The organism is Drancourtella massiliensis (genome assembly GCF_016900655.1).
Lineage (GTDB): Bacteria > Bacillota > Clostridia > Lachnospirales > Lachnospiraceae > Sellimonas > Sellimonas catena.
Window position 1 is genome coordinate 1 of the sequence record NZ_JACJKH010000031.1, and the last position, 24,962, is coordinate 24,962.

Annotated in this window: 19 protein-coding genes; 16 read left to right on the forward strand and 3 right to left on the reverse strand. The window is 37.7% G+C overall.

Translation table 11 applies throughout. From position 1 onward, the window contains the following. Positions 1–142: 142 nt before the first annotated feature. The 5 genes from H6A32_RS17055 to H6A32_RS13850 all read left to right on the forward strand — a co-directional run bounded on the left by H6A32_RS17055 (position 143) and on the right by H6A32_RS13850 (position 7,248). Entirely contained in the window at positions 143–298 is a 156-nt protein-coding gene (locus H6A32_RS17055) for a hypothetical protein (RefSeq protein ID WP_204864620.1), read from the forward strand. Further along, positions 295–603, forward strand: coding sequence for a hypothetical protein (locus tag H6A32_RS13835; RefSeq protein ID WP_204864621.1), 309 nt, complete (start codon positions 295–297; stop codon positions 601–603). The genes H6A32_RS17055 and H6A32_RS13835 overlap by 4 nt, the downstream gene beginning before the upstream one ends. 67 nt (positions 604–670) lie before the next feature. Continuing rightward, positions 671–949 carry a type II toxin-antitoxin system Phd/YefM family antitoxin gene (locus tag H6A32_RS13840; protein ID WP_087252115.1) on the forward strand — a complete coding sequence of 93 codons (279 nt, stop codon included), beginning with the start codon at positions 671–673 and terminating at the stop codon, positions 947–949. 1 nt (position 950) lies between these two features. Beyond that, a complete protein-coding gene (locus H6A32_RS13845; RefSeq protein ID WP_087252114.1) occupies positions 951–1,268 on the forward strand; it encodes a type II toxin-antitoxin system RelE/ParE family toxin in 318 nt (105 codons plus the stop codon). A gap of 79 nt (positions 1,269–1,347) precedes the next feature. Continuing rightward, on the forward strand, positions 1,348–7,248 hold the full coding sequence (locus H6A32_RS13850; RefSeq protein ID WP_204864622.1) for a DUF3320 domain-containing protein: 5,901 nt from the start codon (positions 1,348–1,350) through the stop codon (positions 7,246–7,248). Positions 7,249–7,965: 717 nt separating this feature from the next. Here the strand turns inward: H6A32_RS13850 and H6A32_RS13855 are convergent. Together H6A32_RS13855 and H6A32_RS13860 are read right to left on the reverse strand one after the other, a co-directional pair. Further along, on the reverse strand, positions 7,966–9,180 hold the full coding sequence (locus H6A32_RS13855; protein WP_087252112.1) for an IS256 family transposase: 1,215 nt from the start codon (positions 9,178–9,180) through the stop codon (positions 7,966–7,968). A gap of 107 nt (positions 9,181–9,287) precedes the next feature. Further along, a complete protein-coding gene (locus H6A32_RS13860) occupies positions 9,288–11,318 on the reverse strand; it encodes an AAA family ATPase (protein ID WP_087252111.1) in 2,031 nt (676 codons plus the stop codon). Between the two features lie 394 nt (positions 11,319–11,712). Here H6A32_RS13860 and H6A32_RS13865 point away from each other — a divergent pair, with 394 nt between their 5' ends. From H6A32_RS13865 to H6A32_RS13905, 9 genes are all read left to right on the forward strand, one after another. Continuing rightward, complete coding sequence (locus tag H6A32_RS13865; protein ID WP_087252110.1) at positions 11,713–11,922, forward strand: hypothetical protein; 210 nt, start codon at positions 11,713–11,715, stop codon at positions 11,920–11,922. 158 nt (positions 11,923–12,080) lie between these two features. Next, entirely contained in the window at positions 12,081–12,293 is a 213-nt protein-coding gene (locus H6A32_RS13870) for a helix-turn-helix domain-containing protein (RefSeq protein WP_087252109.1), read from the forward strand. 44 nt (positions 12,294–12,337) lie between these two features. Further along, on the forward strand, positions 12,338–14,653 hold the full coding sequence (hsdR, locus tag H6A32_RS13875; RefSeq protein WP_242958919.1) for an EcoAI/FtnUII family type I restriction enzme subunit R: 2,316 nt from the start codon (positions 12,338–12,340) through the stop codon (positions 14,651–14,653). After that, the gene (locus H6A32_RS13880) at positions 14,654–15,166 is read left to right on the forward strand and encodes a hypothetical protein (protein WP_087252107.1); all 513 of its coding nucleotides are present in this window, start codon (positions 14,654–14,656) and stop codon (positions 15,164–15,166) included. A gap of 18 nt (positions 15,167–15,184) precedes the next feature. Next, positions 15,185–16,663 carry a type I restriction-modification system subunit M gene (locus H6A32_RS13885; RefSeq protein WP_087252106.1) on the forward strand — a complete coding sequence of 493 codons (1,479 nt, stop codon included), beginning with the start codon at positions 15,185–15,187 and terminating at the stop codon, positions 16,661–16,663. After that, complete coding sequence (locus tag H6A32_RS13890) at positions 16,660–18,156, forward strand: restriction endonuclease subunit S (protein WP_204864623.1); 1,497 nt, start codon at positions 16,660–16,662, stop codon at positions 18,154–18,156. The genes H6A32_RS13885 and H6A32_RS13890 overlap by 4 nt, the downstream gene beginning before the upstream one ends. Positions 18,157–18,169: 13 nt before the next feature. Continuing rightward, complete coding sequence (locus H6A32_RS13895; RefSeq protein ID WP_087255612.1) at positions 18,170–19,438, forward strand: hypothetical protein; 1,269 nt, start codon at positions 18,170–18,172, stop codon at positions 19,436–19,438. Positions 19,439–19,467: 29 nt separating this feature from the next. Next, positions 19,468–20,292 carry a Hachiman antiphage defense system protein HamA gene (locus H6A32_RS13900; protein WP_087255614.1) on the forward strand — a complete coding sequence of 275 codons (825 nt, stop codon included), beginning with the start codon at positions 19,468–19,470 and terminating at the stop codon, positions 20,290–20,292. Continuing rightward, complete coding sequence (locus H6A32_RS13905; protein ID WP_204864624.1) at positions 20,282–22,723, forward strand: DEAD/DEAH box helicase; 2,442 nt, start codon at positions 20,282–20,284, stop codon at positions 22,721–22,723. The genes H6A32_RS13900 and H6A32_RS13905 overlap by 11 nt, the downstream gene beginning before the upstream one ends. Before the next feature lie 142 nt (positions 22,724–22,865). Here H6A32_RS13905 and H6A32_RS13910 read toward each other — a convergent pair whose 3' ends face one another. Continuing rightward, on the reverse strand, positions 22,866–23,066 hold the full coding sequence (locus H6A32_RS13910) for a helix-turn-helix domain-containing protein (protein ID WP_087255620.1): 201 nt from the start codon (positions 23,064–23,066) through the stop codon (positions 22,866–22,868). Positions 23,067–23,173: 107 nt separating this feature from the next. Here H6A32_RS13910 and H6A32_RS13915 point away from each other — a divergent pair, with 107 nt between their 5' ends. Together H6A32_RS13915 and H6A32_RS13920 are read left to right on the forward strand one after the other, a co-directional pair. Next, complete coding sequence (locus H6A32_RS13915) at positions 23,174–23,527, forward strand: hypothetical protein (protein WP_087255623.1); 354 nt, start codon at positions 23,174–23,176, stop codon at positions 23,525–23,527. 657 nt (positions 23,528–24,184) lie between these two features. Beyond that, the gene (locus H6A32_RS13920; RefSeq protein ID WP_087254724.1) at positions 24,185–24,571 is read left to right on the forward strand and encodes a plasmid mobilization protein; all 387 of its coding nucleotides are present in this window, start codon (positions 24,185–24,187) and stop codon (positions 24,569–24,571) included. Positions 24,572–24,962: the final 391 nt, after the last annotated feature.

Below are 24,962 nucleotides of genomic sequence, written 5' to 3' on the forward strand. Positions count from 1 at the left end.
TCTGCGTAACGCACTCCATCCAGAGTCTATAGGGGCATAAATCACTATTTTGTCAGCTGAAATATTGAATTTTCAAGGAGCGAAGCCCATTTCAGGTATGGGAAGTCTTAGTAACTAATCTAACCAGGGGATTATTGATAAAATGGCGCAGCGGCATCCACATGTGTTTGGGAATGCAGTCGTGCCGGGTTCAGGTGAAGTGCTGACCAGATGGGATGAAATTAAGAAATGGGAGAAGGCGGGAAAAGGATGGACGGAAGCATATCTGCCGGAGGCGTTTGAGGAGCAAAAGAGTTGATTGAGGAAGAGAAGAAGAGTATTTGGCATATGTGTCATCCATTGGTGATCAGCCGGATAGTATCGAAATACGATATGAGGATGAAAAACAAGGTAAAATTAACCCTTTTAAAAGTTCTCGCCATAAAATTTAAAAAAATTAGCACTCACCTCTTGGCTCGTTTGGGGTGGTTTTGTCCTGTGGTGTCAGAGCCCGTAAAGCCTTATTTTACAAGGCTTTTGCGGGTTCTTACTTTTTGTCTGAGAGCGTCAAAAATCGTCATTTTTCGCGAAAATGGTGTAGTAAATGGTGTAGTAGAGTCGTGAGAGGGATGGTTGAAAAAATAGTCATTAGATGATATAATATGACTATAAAAAGATAGGAGGTACGATTATGTTTTCATTACAAGAATCTATTCGTCCATCAGCAGATTTGAGAAATCATTACAGTGAAATATCGAGGCAGTGCAGGGAAAACAAAGAGGCTGTCATTATTACGGTGAACGGCAGAGGAGATACTGTTTCTCTTTCGTATGATGAATACAAGAGGATGAAATCAAGAATAGAGTTATTGGAAATGCTGGCAGAAGCTGAAGATGATGAGAAGAACGGAAGGGTAGAACCCATTGAAAATACTTTCCGTGATCTGAGACAGATGCTGAAGGAGAAATGATATGAAATACACAGTTGTTCGTACTGATACAGCAGATGAGCAGATCCGTAAAATTATCCTTTATATCAACGAGAATTTCGGTTCGGAAGTTGCATTGCAGAAATTAGATGAATTAGAGGAAAGTATTTTTCATTTGGGTGATCATCCGGATATTGGAATCATCCCCAGATATGGAATCTTAAGACGGCAGGGATATAGAGTGTTAGTTTTAGAAAAAAATCTTGTGTTTTACAAAGTGGATGAAGAAAGAAAAAGAGTGGTTATCTATGCAGTTGTGGATCAGAGACAGGATTATTTGAATATTCTTCGAGGATTGTAAAGGCCTTAGCATAAGTCTGTTTAATAAATTGCGTCTTTCCTGATAAAAAACCAAAATGAGAAAGGGGGGGATTAAGAATATGTCAGAGACGACAGAAACAGTTTTGAACGGGATGGAAATTACTTGTCGTATAGATGAATATTTGACATATGCACTTATTCACAATGGTGACAGCATTGTCAGGGAAATCAGTCTGAAAAATAATTATGAAGAGAATTTGGAAAATATTGTATTAAAGATTGAATCAAATAATAGTTTGATTAAGACTTTTGAGCGTACAATCCAGAGTATTGGTGCGGGCGATAAAATCAGTCTTAATGACATCAACATCAATGTAAATGTTGATGGATTGGTAGGGCTTACAGAGCGAATGGTTTGTAGTCTGAACATAAAAGTATGTAAAGATGGGCAGGAACTGGCAGTCGATACAAAAGAGGTGATTATACTGCCTTTTGATCAATGGCCAGGGATGCAGTATACTCCAGAATTGTTGATTTCTTATGTGTTGCCTAATCATCCGATAGCGGCAGCTGTTTTGCAAAAAGCAGTAATATATCTGAAAGAATGGACAGGTGATCCCTCTCTGGCCGGATATCAGTATGGTGATCATAATCGTGTGAAATATATGGCGGCAGCAGTTTATGCGGCAATTCAGGAACAGAATATTACTTATGTAGAACCACCTGCTAGTTTTGAAACCTACGGGCAGCGTGTCCGACTGTCTGATATGATTATGGAACAACATATGGGAACATGCCTGGATCTGACCTTGTTATATGTGGCTTGTCTGGAAGCAATTGGTCTGAATCCGTTTTTGATCATGATGAAGGGACATATTTTTGCTGGGCTCTGGTTGATTGAACAATCTTTCTCCGATATGATCATGGATGATCCGTCTCAACTGGAAAAAAGAATGTCGAAAGGAATTCATGAGGTTATTGTTGTAGAATGTACAGCCATGTGTGCAGGAAAAAATTTTTCATTTGATGAAGCAATCCATTTGGGACAGAGTCAGATTGCCAGGTATGAAGAGTTTGAATTTGTAATTGATATCAGGAGAGCCCGCAGCTTAGGTATTCGTCCTTTGCCGGTACGGGTGAAACAAGATAACGGGTTTGTGGTAGTACATGAAGAACGAAAAAAGGAAGAAGTGACAGATACTCCGGAAGCAGTTGGGGAAATTTTCGATTTGTCACAGATCAATAAGAAGGAAACGATAACCAAACAAATGCAGTGGGAGCGGAAGTTGTTGGATCTGAATATGCGAAATTTACTGATTAACTTCCGTATTAATCAATCAGTCCTTCCATTACTAGCTTCGGATGTAAGTTTGCTGGAAGATGCCCTTGCTGATGGAGAAGAGTTTCGAGTATTACCCCGTCCAGAAGATATAAAAATTGACACGGATAATAAGGTTCTGATTGAAAATCTCTGCAGGTTGGATGGTGTAAAAGAGTTTATTGATTTGGAAAGCAAACAGAAAAAAATACATTCTATATACACAGCTCGGGAGCTTGAAAAGCGCCTGACGAAATTGTATCGTTCCGCTAAGGCATCTATGGAAGAAAATGGAGCAAGCACATTGTATCTTGCATTAGGCTTATTAAGATGGTATGAGAATAAACAGAATTCTGATCCACGGTATGCACCTTTGATTATGATTCCAGTTGATATCAAAAGGAAATCTGCAAGCAAAGGGTACGCCATGTACATGAGAGATGAAGAAGTGCAGGTAAATGTAACGCTGTTGGAGTTTCTGAAACAAAATTACGGCATTCAGATTTATGGACTGAATCCGCTTCCTATGGATGAACATGGTGTGGATCTGCCTAAGATTTTTTCTATTATTTATGATGCAATTATGGATTTTCCCAAATGGAATGTTCTGGAAGTTGCAGTGATAGGAAATTTTACTTTCTCTCAATTCGTCATGTGGAATGATATTTGCGGAAAAAGTGATTTTCTGGCAAATAATAAGATTGTCAGAAGCCTAATGAATGGTGTGATTGACTGGGAATGTACTATTCCACCAGAAGTTGATACGGAAGATGCTTATTTGCCAGTTACAGTAGATTCTTCTCAGTTGAGGGCAATCAATATGGCGGCTGAAGGAGTGAGTTTTGTTCTACATGGCCCTCCGGGTACTGGAAAATCTCAAACTATTACCGCAATGATAGCCAATGCCCTTGCGAAGGGGAAAAGGGTTTTATTTGTGGCAGAAAAAATGGCAGCACTAGAAGTGGTACAGAAAAGGCTTAAATCACTGGGAATCCAAGATTTTTGTCTAGAACTGCACTCCAATAAATCTACGAAGAAAGCTGTGCTGGATCAGCTAAAACATAGTCTGGAATTAGTTGTTGGTGAAAAGGAACCTTCCTATGATCAGAAACTGGATGAGATTCGGAAGATTAAAGCTGAGTTGGACGGTTATGCTCAAGCGTTACATATCGAGCGGAGATTTGGAAAGAGCTTAAGGGAATTATTGGATATTTATGAGGGGATTCCGGAAAGAGAAACTGAAGTTGATTTTGATCCTGAGTTTGTTTCCAATCTTACGGAAAAAGATTTAAATGAAAGGTTGTATTGTTTACAGCAGCTGGTAGCTGCAGGAAAAGCAGTCGGCCATCCCCATGAACATCCATTGGCAGCAGTTCACTTGGATGAATATATTCAAAGATTGAAATATGATCTGGAAAACATAATGTCCGATTATAAAGATAGCATACAGAAACTTCAGATAGATACAGAGACTTTCATTCAATTATTAGGGATAAAGGCTCCGGTAACAGAGTTGGAATGGAATGTGATTTACAAGAGTGCTGTTAGCATTCTTTCAGCAGAAGAAATTCCGGACTTTCTGTGTAAAGCAGATTCAATAGATGAAGAATTTTATGTTCCTTATCAATACCTGGAAAAGAAGGTGGCTTTTGAGGAGAGGCGGAGACAGATCTTAAAATACTGGAATGAATCATTCCTGAAAATGGACATGGAATCTTATCGGAACAGGTATGATAAGGCTCTTTCAAAATTATTTGGGAAAAATAAAGCTTTGGCAGGCCTTTTGTCTGAGTTCCAGGGATATGCATCTTTCCAGACGGAAATCATCAAAATTCCATTTTACATTAACGATATTGCCACTTATCAGCAGGAAGCAAAGGAGTTTGAAGAAACTACAGAAAAATTACCATTTGCATGGAAAGAAATTTTGCAGCAATATCCGACAAAAGCTGACCTGACAGGCTATCAGACGAAATTGAAAGCGCAGATCGATGAAATCAGTCAGTTTAGGACACAGATCAATATTCTGGAGTCTCAGGGGAAATTAAAGAATTGTAATTCCATGGCAAATCTCATTATACAGGATTTTAATAACCTGGCAGAAAAAGAGAAGCAGGTTTGTGAATTGTTAAAACTGGAATTTCCGGAGACCGAAGAGAATTGGATGCAGGCTAAAATTGCATTGTGTGACAGCATTATGCAGAATGCCTTTTCTATCAGAGAGTGGATTACTTACCGGCAGAGCGAGAAAGCTTGTATCGAGAAAGGCTTGCTGCCTGTATGCAAAGTATATGAGTCAGGTGTACCTCATGATCATATAATAGACATTTATCTGAAATCAATTTATAAAACCATGATTATATCGATTATTGACGGGGAGCCTGTACTGAATAACTTTACTGGCATCGTATTCAATGAGAAGATTAATCGTTTTAAGAGAATGGAACAGGAATTTAAGGAACTTACCAAAGAAGAAATTTTCTATGAATTAGCCAGCCATTTGCCACAAGGTTTTGAGTCTACTCAAATTAGCAGAGAATTAAATATTCTCAGAAGAGCTATCAGCAGCAATGGGCGAGGAATATCAATCCGTTCTTTATTTGAGCAGATTCCAATCATCTTGTCGAGATTATGCCCATGCATGTTAATGAGTCCGATTTCTGTAGCCCAATATCTGGAGGCAAAGAATGATCTGTTTGATATTGTTATTTTCGACGAAGCATCACAGATTCCGACCTGTAAAGCCGTTGGAGTCCTTGCAAGAGGAATGGATGCGGTCATAGTCGGAGATCCCAATCAGATGCCGCCTACTGCATTCTTTGCAGGAAACAAGTTAGATGAGGACAATATTGATATAGAAGATTTGGACAGTATCCTGGATGACTGTTTGGCTCTTGGCATGCCACAGTCTCATTTGCACTGGCATTATCGGAGCAGACATGAAAGCCTGATTGATTTCAGCAACAACGAGTTTTATGAAAATTCTATGTTTACCTTTCCATCTGTAAACGATGGAGAGAAAAAGGTAAATCTGGTAAAAGTAGATGGATTTTTTGAGCGTGGAAAAGACAGGGTAAATCGCGGAGAGGCTCACGCAATTGTAAAAGAAATTAAGAGACGTTATAAACATCCTGTTTTGTCACAACAGTCTATCGGAGTGGTTACCTTCAATATCAACCAACAGAATTTTATCGAAGATATTCTGCAGGGCGAATATCAGAATGATCCACAGTTTGATAAATGGGCCAATGAAGGGGAAGAAACGTTATTTGTCAAGAATCTGGAAAATGTACAGGGAGACGAAAGGGACGTGATATTCTTTTCTATTGCTTACGGTCCGGATTCTGAAGGAAAGCTTTCTTTAAATTTGGGCCCATTGAACAAAGAAAATGGATGGAAACGATTAAATGTGGCAGTTACTCGTGCCAGATTAGAAATGATGGTATTTACTACACTTACGGCAGATCAGATTAACATGAGACGAACGAAGGCAAGAGGGGTGGAAGCACTTCGGAATTTTCTGGATTATGCAGAAAAAGGAAAAATTGATAGAGATTTTGTGAGAGGACGAGGACAGAAAGAGCAAGGTATTATGGAACAGATTTGCCACTACCTTTCCGAACATGGGTATGAATACCATAGAGCAGTGGGAAATTCTAAATTTAAGATTGATATCGCTGTCATAAATCCATTTAATAAGATGGAATATTTATTGGGGATCATGCTTGACGATAAGTCTTATCAGCAATCTTCGAACACTCGTGACCGGGAAATCGGTCAGATTAGTGTGCTGAAAGGTCTTGGGTGGAAACTGCATCGGATCTGGGCTATCGACTGGTGGGAAAATAAGGAGAAAGAACTATTCAGACTAGGAGAGGTGCTTGATGGGCTACAGGAAGAGGCAGAGGAATATGCGAAAGCGCATCACAATCATTACGTTGCTGAAGAAAGTGAAATTGAAATAAAACCTGAAATCGTACAGGCAGTTGAAGAGAAAAAAGAGTTACAGGAACCTATAATAGAAGAAAAAGGTTCCGAACCTGTCATATTTCAATATTCAGAACAGAAGATTGCATCTAAGGCGGTTACAACATCAGTGATAGAAGAGCACAAACGAGAAGAATGGGATTATGCTTTTGTAGATTATGATATGGCTCAGATTGAATCTACTCGTATGTCTACGGCAGATTTTGTTCAGAAAGAGTCTATTCCACTCATCGCAGAGAAAATGCAACAGATCATAGACGTGGAGGCTCCGATCCAGTATGACAGCCTGATTCGGAAAACGTTAAGAGCATTTGGAATAGGACGAGCAAGTTCGTATACATTGGAGGCAGCCGATAAAGCATTTAAAAAAGTTACGGCAAAACAATATAAACAGTCTAAGGTTCGATTCGTTTGGAGGATAGATCAGATTCCGGAGAAATATTTAGTATTTCGAAAAGATTTGGAACAGATGAATAAGAGAACGCCAGATGAAATCTGTGTGCAAGAGTTTAAAAATGCGGTTTGCATTACGCTTCGGGAAAAAGGCGTGATGGATAAGGAGAGTCTGATTAAAGAGACTATTTATATGATTGGATTTGCACGGAGTGGAAAGGCGCTGAAGGGGGCTGTGGATAGGGGAATCAAATATGGATTGAAAACAGGAGAAATTGTACAGAATGAAGAATTGGAGTTAGAATTAGCTGAAGAAGAATAAGGCTATATCAATCTCTGAATAGGCCACTGGAGCAAAAGCCATTAAGTAATTAGCCCCACCTTTTGGCTCGTTGGGGTGGTTTTGTCCTGCGGTGTTAGAACTCGTAAAGTCTTATTTTACAAGGTTTTGTGAGTCCTGACTTTTTGTCTGAGAGCGTCAAAAATCGTCATTTTGAAAGAAAATGGTGTAGTTTTATAATATTATAAAGTGAAAATATAAGTTTGAATGTTTGTATTCCAGAAAAATAATATGTGCTAGGTGCTAAACCAGTGATGCTGGAGAAGTTCTTTGAGGATTGGCTGAAGATGGAGGAAGAAACCCAGTAAAAACTATAAAGAAAATCGGCGCAGGCTCATAGGATGCGCCGATTTTCTGATAATCGAAGAAAAACTTCTTGGAGGGCGTAAAAATTTCTGTGTCTATGGGGAAAAATCTTCTTTGATAAGAAACAGATATGTATAATTGTCTTGTCGGAACGTCTGCTTTTTTGCTGTCGAATTACTTATCTGTTTATAGTATTACCCATTTGACTCATGTTATACATGAATTTTAAAATTTTTTGCAGCACAAATAACGGCATCAGTAATCCCTTTTTCGTGGGCTCTGCCCACACCCGGTCTCAGGAATAAGCTGGGATTTTCTGGGAATACTATAAATGCCGAAGGAATAAGATGAAGACAGGAGCGGAATAGTTTCTCATCCGCTCCTGTTTTCCTTTTACAGGTATGCGGTCAGTCTCTCATCGTATAGAAGAATCAGTTGGTTCAACACCTGATCCCAGTTCCGATAACGCTGCGTCCACTTCTTTGTTACATTTCTGCTCGCAAGAAACAGCATCTTTTCAAGAGCGGTATCGCTTGGGAACACACTCTTTGTCTTTGTGACTTTCCTGTATTGACGGTTCAGCCCTTCTATGATGTTTGTGGTATACATAATTCTGCGGATATCTCCGGAAAACTGAAAGAAAGAACTCACATCTTCCCAGTTGTTTTCCCAGTTACTGATCGCATAGGGATATTTCTTTCCCCATTTCTCCTTAATCGTTTCCAATTCCGAAAGAGCTGCGGATTCATTAGGTGCGTTATAGACAGCCTTGAAGTCTGCGGAAAACTTCTTCAGATCGTTATAATTCACATATTTAAAAGAATTGCGCAGCATATGGATAACACAGCGCTGGATCTGTGCTTGTGGGAAAACGGCCTGAATTGCGTCTTTAAATCCGGGGAGACCGTCTACGCAGAAGAACAGGACATCCTGCACGCCACGGTTTTTCAAGTCGTTGAGCATTCCAAGCCAGAATTTACTGGTCTCATTCGCTCCTACGGTAATACTGAGAATCTCCTTGTATCCTTCCACGGTAACTCCCAGTACAATATAAGCAGCACGGCTGAGGATCCTGCCGTCTTCCCGGACTTTGTAATGAATACAGTCCATGAAAGCAAACGGATATACAGGATTCAGCGGACGTGACTGCCACTCTTTCACTTCCGGAAGGATCTTGTCCGTGATCTTGCTGACCATTTCGGCGGAAAGTTCAATCCCATAAAGTTCCTGCAGCTGGTCATGAATATCCCTTGTGCTCATTCCACGGGCATAGAGCGAGATCACTTTCTCCTCAATCCCGGAAATATCCCGCTGATATTTAGGAATCAGCTTTGGTTCAAACTCACCATTGCGGTCACGGGGAACATCGATCTGAAATTCCCCGTACTGGCTTTTGAGTGTTTTAGGAGAGTGACCATTCCTCTTATTATCGCTCTTAAGATCACCTTTACAGTTTTTTTCGTAGCCCAGAGTTGCATCCATCTCGGCTTCCAGAAGCTCCTGCAATATATCTTTGAAGCTGTCTTTGAGAAGGGAGTAAACATCAGCCACACTGGTAATGTTGTTTTCTGTAATAATCTGTCGGATTTGGTCTTTTGCTACTGCCATAAATAAACTCCTTTTCGATAAGAATTGTCATATCTGTAATTCTTACCAAAAAGGAGCCATTTTTTACCAAAGCCACAAAGTTTTTTACACTACCACTTCTTGCAAAATCAAGATAATACATGATTTATCTTTGAAATCAATTTTTCTGCTTGTGAGATTTCAGTTTCAGTTAAATCGTTTAGTGAATGGTCTCTTGACCAACGAATAAAGGCTTTGGCTAACTGATATTTTGAAAAATTTTCTTTAGCAACACTAGAGAGAATGTCGACTATCGGACGTTTTGTTTGTTGCTTTGCTTCTTCGGTCGCATCCCACCCCAGGTCATCCTTTGCAATCGTGACTAAAGTATCCCGCAAAATATCTTCAATCTCAACTTTTATAACATCACCTTGATATACATCCTTTGTGCGTAATATTTTTTTTGCACCTAATGCGTTAACCAAAGTGTCTTGATTGGCGGCTAAATCTCCTTCGGAATCGGAATCCAATAATGCTGCTATTTTAAGGTTTTGCGAATGAAGAATAGTTGCATAGTACACTACTTTCGTGGCGCAATTTGCAGGTAATAGAGCGATTTTTTCATCAATGCCGCATTTTCCATTCGCTTTTAATAAATCTGACAGGCCTTCTAAATACCACATATCTGTCAAGCCTTCAAGTATCAGATTTTTTTTATGGAAAAACAAACTTTGTGCCAGATCATATCCCAGGGCCTCTTGCAAAGGTAAAATGGCCCCACTATCTGTTGCAGTTAATGTCAAATTGACTTTTGTTCCTATTTTTCGATCAACCATTTCCACAACACGAACCTTATCAAGTTCATTTGAACCAACTAAAAAGGGCGAATGTGTTGTAAATATAGTTTGATTTTTCTCGCTAAGCTTTGATAGTGTTTCCCTAAATTCTGCTTGCTTTAAAGCGTGTAAACTTTGTCCGGGTTCATCAAGCAATAGGATAGCATTTTTGTGCCTGTCAGATGATTCAGCAAAGAATACAACATAAAAAGAGACCATCCATTGAAAACCTTCTGAACGCTGATCTAGTTCGACTTCAACACCGAGCTCATCTTCAACGACGACCTTTAAATATTGTCCATCCGCTTTAATTCTCAATTTGTTTGCATCACGGCTATATTGAGTCGGATTCCAAACTTCTCGAATGGCATTTGTAAGGCGAATAGTTGCTGCATTTAGTCTATAGTCACGTTCATCAAGTTGTGCTTTGTATTTTTCATATTGATCGGGTTCGCTCACATCCCATTTCGTAATGTCACCCGCATCTGCCAGTTCTTTAGGTGTAAATCCTAAAAATTTAAGCAAGCATAAATTTCCATAATCATATTGAGAGTCATCTAAAACATTTGATTGAACTCGATTGGCCAGTTTTCTCAAATGAAGTGAAGGTTTAATCCTAAAATAGTTGCTAAACAGAATAAAGCGAGGCAACATCTTTTTACAAGTAAGTAATACTTCATTGCGTTCAATGGGTTGCTCTAATAAAGTAGTAAGTTTATCATATCGACTTTCTTCTGACTCATTATCATCTGCAAGATTTTTTATGTTCTTTTTGAGCCATGCCTGAATCGATTTGGCTTGTTCGAAAGAAACGATAGATGTCCGCTTAAGCCCAGAAATGGTATTTTCAAGTTCTGTTTGAATTGCAGTTACTACAGCCTCTGCCTCTCCCCGCTTGTGGCAGGTTTCTTGAAAGTGGGCAAGCATTTTTTGCAAGTCTTTATCTATAGCAGAGAATTCAAGTTCCGAAGGCGCATTGTCTAATTTATGCCAAGTAGAATTATCCAATTTCCTTCCATATACATAGATAATATCCCTATACGATTCTGGGAGATCTTTTTTTTCAGAATCCTCAAGCGAAAAATACCCTTCCACAACAGTGAATGTTTTAGGGTCAATGTTTCCCTTTTCAATATCTTCATCATATTTTGCACGAGGGTAGTCTCTTAATGGATTGAACAATTCAACACCATCGGGCGGATTAAGCTTTTGCAGGGCCTGCAAAATAGCACTTTTTCCTGCTTCGTTTGGCCCAACCAGAATGGTTTTTCCATTTTCAATGTCAAAATATCCTGTATCGATTATACTTCGGTATCCTTGAATACGAGCTTTTATTAGTCGCACCTTTGTCTCCCCCCCTTGTATGATTAAAATGTTGTATTAAAATGATGCGTTAGTGAAACATAGCAGTTGTCGTTCACCAGTTTTAGACGACTATATTTAATTTATTATACTACTAATTGCTTATTTCGACAACAAATCAATGTTTTACCAAAGCAAATTCTATGACTTCTGTGCGCTATCGGCTAAAATCTTATGGCTTTTAAGAAATTTGTATATTCCGATATGCAAAGCGGCTTTGGAAGAGGCGATTTTTTGATATTGTATTAGTGTTAATGCAGATGAGTACGCTTTAGATATAGGTTATATAATTAGCAATCGTACTCGCTATTATGGGGATGAAAGCGAAATAGATACAGATGAAGCAGAAAGGATTGTATATAATGAAATTGTTAATATGCTCATAGAGGAAATATTTAGCCTTCTTAGTGAACTTCCCTTAGAAATTCATCCGGAAATCGAATTTATCAATGATTTAACTATTGATATTATTGGATGCAAGGATTTGATAAATAATTATATTAAAGCTGATGAGGAAGATAAGAGGGACTATTATACGGCCGACATTGAAGGTATTACAGAAATAGATTTTATTTTTAATAGGTGAAAGTGAATTTGTAGATAAAGTAAGATTGGTAGTATGGATATTATAAGAAACGTTAATAGAGCATAATTGAATATTTCAATTTTTTTTGAATATTTAAACTTAAAATGCTATAATAAACTAACAGTGTTAGTTGTTTTAATTTAATAGGAGCAAAATATATGAGGGCCTGTTATAACAAATTGTGGAAAATATTGATTGATAAAAATATGAGCAAAACACAGCTGATAAAAGCTGCAAAAATTAGTACAAATGCAATGGCAAAGCTGGGAAAAAATGAGGATGTTAGAGTTGAAGTGCTTGTTAAAATATGTGTAGCACTTGGGTGTACGATTGATGATATTATGGAAATTATTCCAGATGACATTGATTGATGGAGGGAGGAATACATGTGGGTACAATTTTATCGAAAAAACAAATGAGTGAAGAGGATATTAAACTTCAGTATATTACTCCTTCCATTACTTCGAAATGGAACCGTGCAAAGATTACAATGGAAACCCGCATTACAGATGGAAAGATTAATCTGAAGGGGAACTTTGTTTTCCGCGAAAAGCCAAAACGTGCAGATTATGTTCTGTATCTGAGTGCAAATAATCCAATTGCGATTGTAGAAGCAAAAGATAATACCCATAGTATTTCTCATGGTTTACAGCAGGCAATTGCTTATGCAAAGATGCTTGATCTTCCTTTTGCCTATAGTTCCAATGGAGATGGATTTGCAGAGCATGATTTCCTTACGGGCCAGGAACGAGAGTTTGGTCTGGATGAGTTCCCGACAGAACAGGAACTTATTGAACGCTATAAGAAGGAGTCTGGTATTACACCGCAACAGGAGGTTGCTATTGAACAGCCTTATTATTCCAGCCAGAATACCTATCCGCCACGTTATTATCAAAGAATTGCCATAAACCGTACTGTTGATGCCATTGCAAGGGGACAACAGCGTCTTTTGTTGGTCATGGCGACAGGTACAGGGAAAACTTACACAGCTTTTCAGATTGTATACAGGATGCTTCAAAGTGGATTAAAACGGAAGATTTTATATCTTGCTGATCGTAATATTTTGGTGGATCAATCAATTCAGCAGGATTTTGCGCCGTTGGAAAAAGTGATCCATAAAATCAATGTGACAAAAGATGACAAAAGTACCATTACTTCTCATGAAGTGTATTTTTCGCTATATCAGCAGTTGGTAGGTGACGATGATAAAGAACATTTCAGTGAATTGTTTTTGCCAGATTTCTTTGACCTGATTATTGTGGACGAATGTCATAGGGGATCCGCAAAAGAAGAAAGTCGCTGGCGGAGAATTCTGGAGTATTTCAAGTCTGCAACTCAAATTGGTATGACGGCTACGCCCAAGGAAACCAAGTATATTTCTAATCTTAGCTATTTTGGAGAGCCTATTTATACATATAGTTTGAAAGAAGGAATAGAGGATGGCTTCCTTGCTCCTTTTAAAGTCATCAATATTATGACAGATATTGGTGAGGGGTGGCGTCCCCGTAAAGGACAGCGTGATATCAATGGTATGGAAATACCGGATCGTATTTATACGAGCAGTGATTACGATTACAATATTATTATTGAGGATCGTATTCAGCAGGTGGCGGAGGAAATCACAAAATATTTGAAGAGTACTGACCGTATGGCCAAAACCATTGTGTTCTGTGCTTCGGAGGATGCTGCTTTACGTATGCGTAATGCACTTGCGAACCTAAATCAGGATATGATGCAACAGAATCCGGATTATGTGGTACGCATTACGGGCGGCGATGACTATGGAAAAAGTAAACTGAAATATTTTATTTCGGTTGCAGAGCCCTATCCGGTTATTGCAACCACTTCAAAACTGCTTTCCACGGGTGCAGATTGTAAGATGACCAAGCTGATTGTGTTGGATGAAATGATCGGATCTATGACGGAGTTTAAACAAATTATCGGCCGGGGAACACGTTTACGGGAAAAAGAAGGTAAGACTCATTTCGTGGTTATGGATTTCCGAAATGTGACCCGTTTGTTTGCAGATCCTGACTGGGATGGCCCGATTGAGATGGATGAGAACTACCATCCGAAAGATCCAAATGGTTATGGAAAAGCAGATCCTGTTCAACCGGGAGTGATAAAAGAGCCTCCTGCATCTTATGGTATACAGAAACCTATTGTAGACAGGAATGGTTGTAAAGTGCAGATTATCCATAAGACAGTATCTGTTTATGATACGAACGGTAAACTGCTCCGACAGGAAAGTATTGTAGATTATACCAAAGAGAATATTCAGGGAGAGTATGCTTCTCTGGATAACTTTATCCGTCAATGGTCAGCACACGAGAAAAAGGAAGAAATCCGAGATTTGCTCCATGACCGTGGTATCGATCTGGAACTTTTAAAAGCGGATCAGAATATGAGCGATGTAGATGATTTTGACTTTATTTGCCATGTGGCTTTTGATAAAAAACCTTTAACTCGTAAGGAGAGAGCCAATAATGTGAAAAAGCGGGATTTCTTTAGCAAATACAGTGGTGTAGCTCGAGAAGTCCTGGAAGCTTTGTTGGATAAATATATGAACACAGGTATTTACGAGATTGAAAAAACAGAAATACTTAAGCTGGATCCATTTTTTAAACTCGGAAAACCTGCCAAGATCGCTGGATATTTTGGAGGTAAGCAGGGGTATCTAAAAGCGGTAAAAGAATTGGAAAAAGCAATTTATGAGGAAGTAGTGAGTTAAATGAAAGCAATAAGTTCATGGCATGTTGGCGTTGCCGCAGAGGCATTTGCGGCAGCACTATTTGCAAGATTAGGATATGATGTATCTGTACAATATGGTGCAAACCAGCCGGAGTATGATTTAATAGCCGTTTCTGGCGATAAAATGTTAAAAATTTCAGTAAAGGGAAGTCAGGATGGCGGCTGGGGATTGACTCAAAGTTATAAAAAAGGTTGTGACTATCAGGAAGCAATCCAAAAGTGGTTGAGTAATCATCATAAAAAAACAATATTTTGTCTGGTTCAGTTTAAAGGAACCGAGAATCACGAGATGCCGCGGATGTATCTTGCATCTCCGGTGGAGATCGCAGAAGTATTAAAAAAATCCGCAGGTGGTCGAGGTGAAACAATCCTTTACGAATATCACGAGTGGGGACCGCGTGCTGCCGGGCGAGGAACGATAGATCGTGTTCCGGATGAATGGCGATTTACTGCAGAACGGGCAAAAGATATGTTTGAAACATATGGACAATAAGAAGGATAAGGATTATTTATGAGTAATTTAACAGGATTTGTAAAGAGACTTCGTGACATTATGCGTAACGATGCAGGCATCAATGGTGATGCCCAGCGTATCGAGCAGATCGCATGGATGCTCTTTTTGAAAGTATATGATGCAAAAGAACAGGAGTGGGAATTTAGTGATGATAATTATCAGTCTATTATTCCGGAAGAATGTCGCTGGCAGAATTGGGCACAGGATGATAAATCGGGAACAGCTCTTACTGGTGATAAACTATTGAATTTTGTGAATAATACGTTGTTTCCTACTTTGAAAAATTTGCAGGTAGACGCCTCTACCCCTATTAATAAGGCAATTGTGCAGACGACTTTTGCTGATGCAAACAATTATATGAAAGATGGAATTTTGCTCCGTCAGGTCATTAATGTGATTGACGAACTGGATTTTAGTGACTATGAAGAAAGTCATGCTTTTGGCGATATTTATGAAAATATTCTGAAAGAACTGCAGAGTGCAGGTTCAGCAGGTGAATTTTATACCCCCCGTGCAGTAACTGATTTTATGGCGCAGGTAATCAAGCCTCAGATTGGAGAAACGATGGCAGATTTTGCCTGTGGTACCGGTGGCTTTATCGTTAGTTGGCTGAAAGAACTGCAAAAGCTGGTCCATACTACGGAAGATGAAGATGCATACTCAAATTCTATCTATGGAATTGAGAAAAAGCAGTTCCCGTATATGCTGTGCATCACCAACTTATTATTGCATGGATTGGATGTGCCTCGGGTGTTTCACAGTAACACTCTGTTGCATGATGTACTGGACTATACAGAAGAAGATAAGGTGGATGTGATTCTGATGAATCCTCCGTATGGAGGAAGTGAAAAAACAGATGTGAAGAATCATTTCCCAACAGATCTTGCGAGCTCAGAAACGGCAGATTTGTTTATGTCGGTTATAATGTATCGCTTAAAGAAGAATGGACGGGCAGCGGTGATTTTACCAGATGGTTTTCTGTTTGGGACAGATAATGCCAAGATCAATATTAAAAGGAAACTACTGCGAGAGTTTAATTTACACACTATTATACGTTTGCCAGGAAGTGTATTTTCTCCATATACATCTATCACTACGAACATTCTATTTTTTGACAATACACATCCAACGGAAGAAACCTGGTTTTATCGTCTGGATATGCCAGAAGGGTACAAGCATTTTTCTAAAACCAAGCCTATGAAACTGGAACATTTTCGGCCGGTTCTGGACTGGTGGAAAAATCGACAGGAAATCACAGAAGATGGATTTGATAAAGCAAAGAAATTCAGTGTTCAACAGCTTACAGAGGAGCTTGGATACAATTTAGATCAGTGTGGTTTTCCTCATGAGGAAGAAGAAATACTGGAGCCGATGGAGTTAATTCGGCGTTACGAGGAACAAAGAGCTTCTCTCAATGCAGAAATTGATCAGGTACTGGAAGAAATCACTTCTCTGTTAGGAGGAGCAATAGAATGACACCACAGGAATTGAAAAATAGTATTTTGCAGTTGGCTATTCAGGGTAAATTGGTGGAACAACGACCGGAGGAAGGAACGGCAGAGGAACTTTTTGCACAGATTCAGCAGGAAAAACAGCGACTGATTAAAGAAAAGAAAATCAAAAAGGAAAAGCCATTGCCTGAAATCACCGACGACGAAAAGCCCTTTGACATTCCGGAGAACTGGAAGTGGTGCAGGCTCGACGATATTGTTGTAAAAACAATTAAGCGCGGAAAATCACCAACATACACAGCAAAAAGTAATATGCTTGTTTTTGCACAGAAATGCAATACAAAGGCGGGTTATATTGATTTATCTTTAGCACGGTGCTTGGATGAAACAAAACTTAGCAAATATCCAGAAGAAGAATTTATGATAAACAATGATATTGTTCTAAACTCTACAGGTAATGGTACACTCGGTAGAGTAGGGATATATCGTAATAGTGATAATCCAAACAGATATCCAGTTGTGCCAGATTCGCATGTCACTATAATAAGAGCGAATACTCTTGTTTCTGTTGAGTATGTATTTTACTCTTTAAAATATTATCAGCCATACATGGAAAAGCTGGGTTCTGGTTCTACAAATCAAACAGAATTAAGTGCAGGGACGGTAAAGGCACTTCTTTTTCCTCTCCCACCCATTGCCGAGCAAAAGAGGATTGTTGCCAAAATCGAGGAGCTGTTGCCCTGTATTGACCGTTATGAACAGGCATGGTGCAAGTTGGAAAAATTTAATAGCCGTTTTCCAGAAGATATGAAAAAATCACTTTTGCAGTATGCTATTCAGGGAAAGTTGGTGGAACAACGACCTGAAGAAGGAACGGCAGAGGAACTTTTTGAACAAATTCAGGAGGAAAAGCAGAGGCTAATTGCTGAAAAGAAAATTAAGAAGGCAAAGCCGTTGCCGGAAATCGCTGAGGACGAAAAGCCGTTTAATATTCCGGAAAGTTGGAAGTGGGTGAGAATACAGGAGATTACTTGTTTAAATCCGAAAAATGACTTGGCAGATGAACTTCAAGTTTCATTTATTCCGATGGCACTTGTGGATGATGGATATCGCAATAAACATACCTATGAAATAAAAAAATGGGGAGAAATAAAAAAGGGATTTACTCATTTTGCAAATGGAGATATTGGTATTGCCAAGATTACGCCATGTTTTCAGAACAGGAAATCAGTTATTTTTAGAGATTTAAAAAATGGATATGGAGCAGGAACAACAGAACTTTCTATTGTGCGAGTTATTAATAATTTGTTATCACAAGAATATTTATTGTGGTTTTTTAAATCGGCATATTTTATTGATAATGGAATTAAATCATTTACTGGAACAGCAGGACAGCAGAGAATACATAAAGATTATCTTTCAATGTGTAAAATCCCACTTCCACCCCTTGCCGAGCAAAAACGTATCGTAGAAAAATTAGAACAACTTCTGCCGCTATGTCAGTTACTAAAAAAATAAAGGAGAGAATCTAGTGGCAAGTTTTTTAGAAATAAAACAGGTTTTAAAAGAAATTCTCTGTATTGAAACAGAGATAGACGAAAATTGTGATATTGTTTGGAACTCTTCAGATGAATGTACAAAGTTAATTTTCCGTAACGATACTTTGAAACAAGCATTTGATAACATTGGAAATTATAAAAGGGATAAGCTTGTAATAATAACAACAAATTATAGAGAAGTAGCACTGCGATTATTTGGTCCGATATCAAGAAATGCAATGGATTTGGAAATGTTAGACGATAGAATAAATGGCTTTTCATATTCCGTTGGCCCTGCTTCCCTTGATTATTGTATGTTTTTATTAGATTCTATAGCTGAAAGCGTTAGAATTAATGGTCGAAGAACGTATATAGATTTGCGACATCGATGCAGAATGATATTTAGGCATAACTTCAATAAAGCAGACATCGAACATCCATTGGAATTACTGCCAGAGATTTTAAAAGCAATTACGCTAAAAATTAGTTCAGCAAGCCCTATTTCTGAAAAGAGATTAATTGATTGTGCTATTTCTTTTGAATTTTTAATCATGTATAAAAAAAGCATTCCAATTTCTGAATATACAGATATTCAGGATATGTATTCTATTGGCAATTCTGTGTTGCATTATACTCGAGAAGAAGTTGATTCGCCGCCACAGCGAATATACAATGCAGAGGTTCTTGATTATTATACGATGGCAATGGAATCTAGAGATCCTTTTACTATGTATATTTCTTTTTATCATATAATTGAGCATTATTTTGATGCTGTTTTTAGGAAAAAACTGACAGAAGAAATCAAAGATAGAATGACGAGACCTGATTTTTCATATAAAAGTGAAGAGAAGATTTATGAGCTAGCAAAATATATTAAAAAGCATATGAGTAGTGACGATGAATCAGGTAAAGGGAATGAATCTGAATCTTTAAAATATGTTTTAATGGAATATGTGCCAATTGATGATTTAAAAAAACGTATTAGTCAGATTGACTTAAAAGCTATTGATTATTACCAGAATAATTTGGTACCATTTACAACTTCTAAAAAAACGAAAATTTCTTGGTCGGATACACAAGGAGTGTATACAAATTTGGCAACCCGAATTTATGAGACAAGGAATTCATTGGTCCATAGTAAAAGTGAACAAATAGCTAATCAGTATAGGCCATATAAAAATAAAAAACAACTTAGCGCAGAGATTGCGCTCATAAAGGCGGTTGCAGAAATAATACTTATTAATTCCAGCGAAATATTATAATATAGATACACAAAGAAAGAGAGGCCTATATGATTGAATTGATACCTGGCGTAACAAAAGAAGATTATTCTGACTATGTTCTTTACTTCATAGAGTCTCTCACGGAAGAATTGAAGCAGGAGATACGCAATCGGTTAGTCGCAGTTTGTCATGGCGTAGATCAAGCTCGATCAGGAAGAAAGATTTATTCTTACAAGGCTACGGTAAAAGAGTTTATTAAGAGATATAAAACAAGTAAGAATGTATCAGAAGAGCGTAAAAAAGGAATGATTGGTGAACTCCTTGTTCATGTTATTTTAGAAATGGAAGGTAGATTCACTACAGCTTCTCCATTTTTTAATATGGAAGAACGTAGTTTCAAAAAAGGCTACGATGTTGCTCTATTCGAAAATAAAACAAATTCTTTATGGATTACTGAAGTTAAATCAGGTGAAATTCAAAAAGGGCAAAAAAATGCTTCTGCCGCAGCAATTGGATTGATTAATACTGCAAAAAATGATTTGAAGTCACGTCTGAATGCTTCTAATACTAGTCTATGGCTTAATGCACTGAATGCTGCTAAAGTCTCTATGAGTGATAGTAATCATCAAAAAGATGCCGTAATGAAGCTTTTGGAACAATGTGCTGATGATTCTTTAGAAGGAAATAATTCTAGTGACACATTTAATGTTGTATTGTCAGCCACATTGTTTCATCCCATGTCAGAACGCATAAAGGCAACAAAAGTGGGACAGAAATATATCCGAGTTGTTAACGAAAATTTATTTAAGAAAGTATACATATTGATAATTCAAAAGGAAACTTTTGAAGCAGTATACAATTTTCTGGAAAGAGAGACTGTAGATGAAAAATGACTTAACTCTTGCTAAACTTAGAAATACGAATTTTGCTTCGCTATATAATCGTTTTATGCTTGGCAAACAACTACAGCCTAAAGAATATAAATGTTTGTTGGCTATTGCAATTTGCTTTATAAATGCAGAGGAGGTTAATGTCCAACAACTTGGATACAGAATTGTTGTTGAATACTGCAATCAGACAGGCGATTATATTCCTTTATATGAAATTTCTATAAATAAGGGGCTTTATCCTGTCAGCAAATTTATTGAACAACACTACATTTCAGATGAACAAAGAAATTTTTTTACAGAATGGAATGATGCATTTCTTGAGCAATATGCGACAGGAAGAATTTACCAAAGCGAACAGCAACATATGTTGGTTAAATTTTTTGATGACACGAAGACTGACACGGTGTCTATTATTGCGCCCACATCTTATGGGAAATCTGAGTTGATTTTATCTGCGGTCAAAGAATATGCTGGAAAGAAGATTTGTATATTGACATCGACAAAAGCACTTTTGATTCAGACAAAAAAGAGAATCCAGAGTGTGAGTAAAGGACTTTTTCCTAAGATTGTTGTTCATCCTGAAATGTATAATCCACATGATAAATCTTGTCTGGCGGTACTGACACAAGAACGGCTACTTAGAATTTTTAAAAAAGATCATAATTTGGCTTTTGACTGTATTATCGTTGATGAAGCTCATGAATTGTTGGAGGATAATACTCGCAGTCATACACTGGCAAATGTTATTATTGTTGCCCAAAATCGAAATCCTAATGTTGCATTTAAGTTTTTAACACCTTTTCTTGCTGATGGGGGGAATTTAAAAACAAGATATACAACATATGATATTGAAGGATTTAAGGTTAGTGAATATATAAAATCTGAAAAATATTTTCTATATGATATGAGAAACCATAAAGGTTTGCAACTTTATGACCAGTTTTTAAACAAATATTTGCCTATATCTATGAGCAAAAAATTTATTTTTGAAGAAGATTTTATCAAGGAATATTGTGCTAATAAAAACATTATTTATTTGAATAGACCCATTGATATAGAAAAATTTGCGTTGGCACTGAAAGATGTTTTGCCAGATATTGAATCAGAATTAGTTTCTACGGCGTGCGAAAATATTTCTGAATATCTACAGCCACAATATAATTTGTTGGCTTGTTTACGTAAGGGTATTATTTACCATCACGGAAGTGTTCCTGATGCAATTAGAATTTACATAGAAGACTTATATAAAAAAGATCCTGCTATTAAATACGTGATTACAAGTTCAACATTACTGTCTGGTGTTAATTTACCGGCTGAAAGAATGTTTATTCTTGATAATAGACGTGGAAGAACAAATTTGAGCCATGACGCATTTAAAAATTTGGTAGGGAGAGTATGTAGATTTAGTGAGATTTTTGATAGAAGAAATGGGAAATTACAGAGATTGGAACCACAGATCTATATTGTGTTTGGCCAATACTTTGCTCAAAATGCCAACTGTGAAAATTTTTTGAGAAAAGTAGCTAAAGTAGAGTCGAAACATCAAGATGTTGTTGAAAATATTTTGTTGAGCCAGACAAAAATTGATTCTTCTAACGAAGAAGATCTCCGACAGGCTTCGGAGTTCATTGAAAATTATGAGAATGGGATAATAGAGGAGTATAAGGAAAGATACACGCAAACAGATATTGGAAAGGCGTGTATCATGAACGGAATCAGCGAAATTGATGTTTTTTCATATGAAACTAATATGCAAAACAAAGTAGACTCCTATCAAACAAAAAATGTTAAAATAAACACTACAGATCAATTATTAGATGTAATCTATCATTTGTTTATTCAGTATATTCCAGATAGCAGAAGTGATAACTTAAAACGCTTAGAGAATGAAGAAGCACGAAAATTTTATGCAATGATGTTAGATTGGAGAGCGGATAATAAATCTTATGCAGAGATGATAGGCCTTTTTATTAGACACTGGAGGCGGCTTTATCAACAAAATAAAGAAATTGCTATCTATGTAGGCAAATGGGGAGATATAAAACTTTTTGGAAACAATACTCCACGCTATACAAAGCTCAAAGGAAAAAATCGAACCCAGGTAGTGAATTTGGCAATAGTACGTATTAAAGAAGAGCAAGATTTTATTGATAATATTTTGATCAAGTATGTCGAGGTTTTGCATGATCTGGAATTACTTGAGGATAGGTTCTATATGCAAATAAAATATGGAACAGATGATGAAACTGCTATTTGTTTATTGAAAAATGGATTATCGTTAAGTTCAGCGATGATGTTGCTTAAAAATTACCGTAATTATCTTCATATTAATATTTCAGAGAGTACAGTAAAGTTTGATGAAACTTTAATTGAAAATATGGAACAAGCAAATGAAAATCAGATTATGATTTATGAAGTCAAAAGTTGTATGTAACTGATTTTTTTAATTTTTGAAAAATTAAATGTGATAAATTCAATCCATATCAAGATAATAAGCATTAAGATGTGTAGCTTGATAGGTAAAAGAACTAAACTTTACTATGAAAAGCTACTGGAGCATAATTTTCCAGTAGCTTTTATTCTTTTTCAAATTTAATAATATCATTCGGTTCGCAATTCAAAATTTCACAAAGTCTTTCCAGTGTAAACATGGTAATAGACTTATTATGTTTTAAATTATTGATCGTCCGGGGATTGATCCCATACTTATGAATCAGTGTATAGGTGGAGATATCCCGTTTGTTCATGGTCTCCCATAATGGAGAATAGCTTATCATTTCTGTTCACTTCCCAGTTTGTAATATAATCATTATCATGGGAAAAATAATGGTTTACTATACTGAAAAATGTATCTATAACATAGGCATATGAAAGGAGAACTGGGATGAAAAAATATGATGAACTATCAGAAAAAGAAAAACATAATTTTGAAGAATTTCTTATCTTAACATTCGAGTTTTCCGATGATGAACTGGCGGCAATCGATAAACAAAAGCCAATGACTATGAAACTATTTTCTTCATGCCTGGCTAAATGTACAGAGTGGGGACTTTATAAACTTTTCGAAAGGTTGTTGGATGAGTATCCGGATTTAACGGATAAATATGTAAAAGCTATTGATGATGATATAAAAGATGTGATATTGCCAGAAAGAACTCCAGAGGAGGAAGAAGAAAGCTGGAATCGGTTGTGCGAAAGGATAAAAAAAGAATATGGTGATGATTTAATAAGCGAATAGCTGCCAGAAAATCTGGTGGCTATTTTTTATAACAGAAATCTATGAATTAAAAATTGGCATCCAGTCAAAAAAGGCAGGATGTTTTTTTATGCACTTTATCAAAAACTTTGTCTCAAAACACTGTATAATCCTCGGATTTCCTTTCTATAAGTGAGGGAAATATTTTTTGAAACAGAAAATTAAAAGATTTTTCGAATCTCCTTGTATTTCTGCCTCTGACAAATGGGTTAAGTGAGGGGATCTTTAAAGAATAAAAAAGATAAGAGTGGATCTGGTTGATAAGAATAAAATTTATTTCTTTTTGCCCCTGTATAATAGCCACTCCCGGTTACGTTAAGTGAGGGGGTAGATATTATAGAGCAAGATCCACCCGTGTTAAGCGGTTATGCCATTCCTGGTAATCCTTTAACTTACAGGTTGAGCTCTTGATGGGGATTTTTCCAGAGCAAGATCCACCCCGTAATACACTATCGTGTTTTCCTGTGTAGGGCTCTTGCTTGGGATTTCGATTCCCCATACCCTCGATGATCTGCCGATTTGGCAGATATTGGCGTCCACTGGAAAGTGGGACGCAGCACAAAAGGTAGATTCCGGCAGGACTGCCGGTTCTCCCCTTTGTGGTGTTACTGAAGTAACTGAAAGAAAGGAGATGAAGTCATGAGAAAAAGGAGAATGGAACAGGAACTGAACCATCCGCGTTTTGTCGGAGTCCGGCTTTCGGATATTGAGCTGGAACTTCTGGACAGGAAGGCGGAGATCCTGGGGGTGTCCAGATCCGAATGCCTGCGGAAACTTTTGGTGGAAAAGGAGATCGTGCATCGAGTAGAAGTGGTCGCCGATATGGAAGAACTGCGAAGTCTGGTGGGGGCATATGGAAAGATCGGTGTGAACCTGAATCAGATCGCACGGTACTTCAATACGGGCGGAGAACGCTCTCTGGCTATGGAGGATGAAATCCGTCACTGCATCGCGGAATTGTTCGCACTCAGGGAAGTGGTGTTGAAGATGGCAGGGGATTTTGAACGGGATTATCGGGGCGGTTAAAGTAGTCCAGATGAATTGTTCCAAAATGATACCGAAACACGACCAAACAGCGTTTTCTGCCGTCAGACAGGATAAACCCCAGGTAAATATATTTGAAGTCAAAAAAGCCTGCCGTAAAGGGCAAAAAATGCAAAAAATGATACCGAAACGCGACCATATTTCGCTGTCCTGTACCAAGTACTGGCAGGATGGCAGGAAGGAGGAATGTCTGTGCCGAGAATGAGCAAGAAAAGGAAACAGGAATTGGCCTTTTTTCTCAATGAAAGAGGGCGCATCGCCCACAATGACACCTGCAGGAAATGTGTCGGGGACTGCAAGCAGAGTTTCCGGACTGTGATTGTCTGTTGCCCCTGTTATGAATCCAAGCGAAGCCGCCGGCGGAAAATCAGAC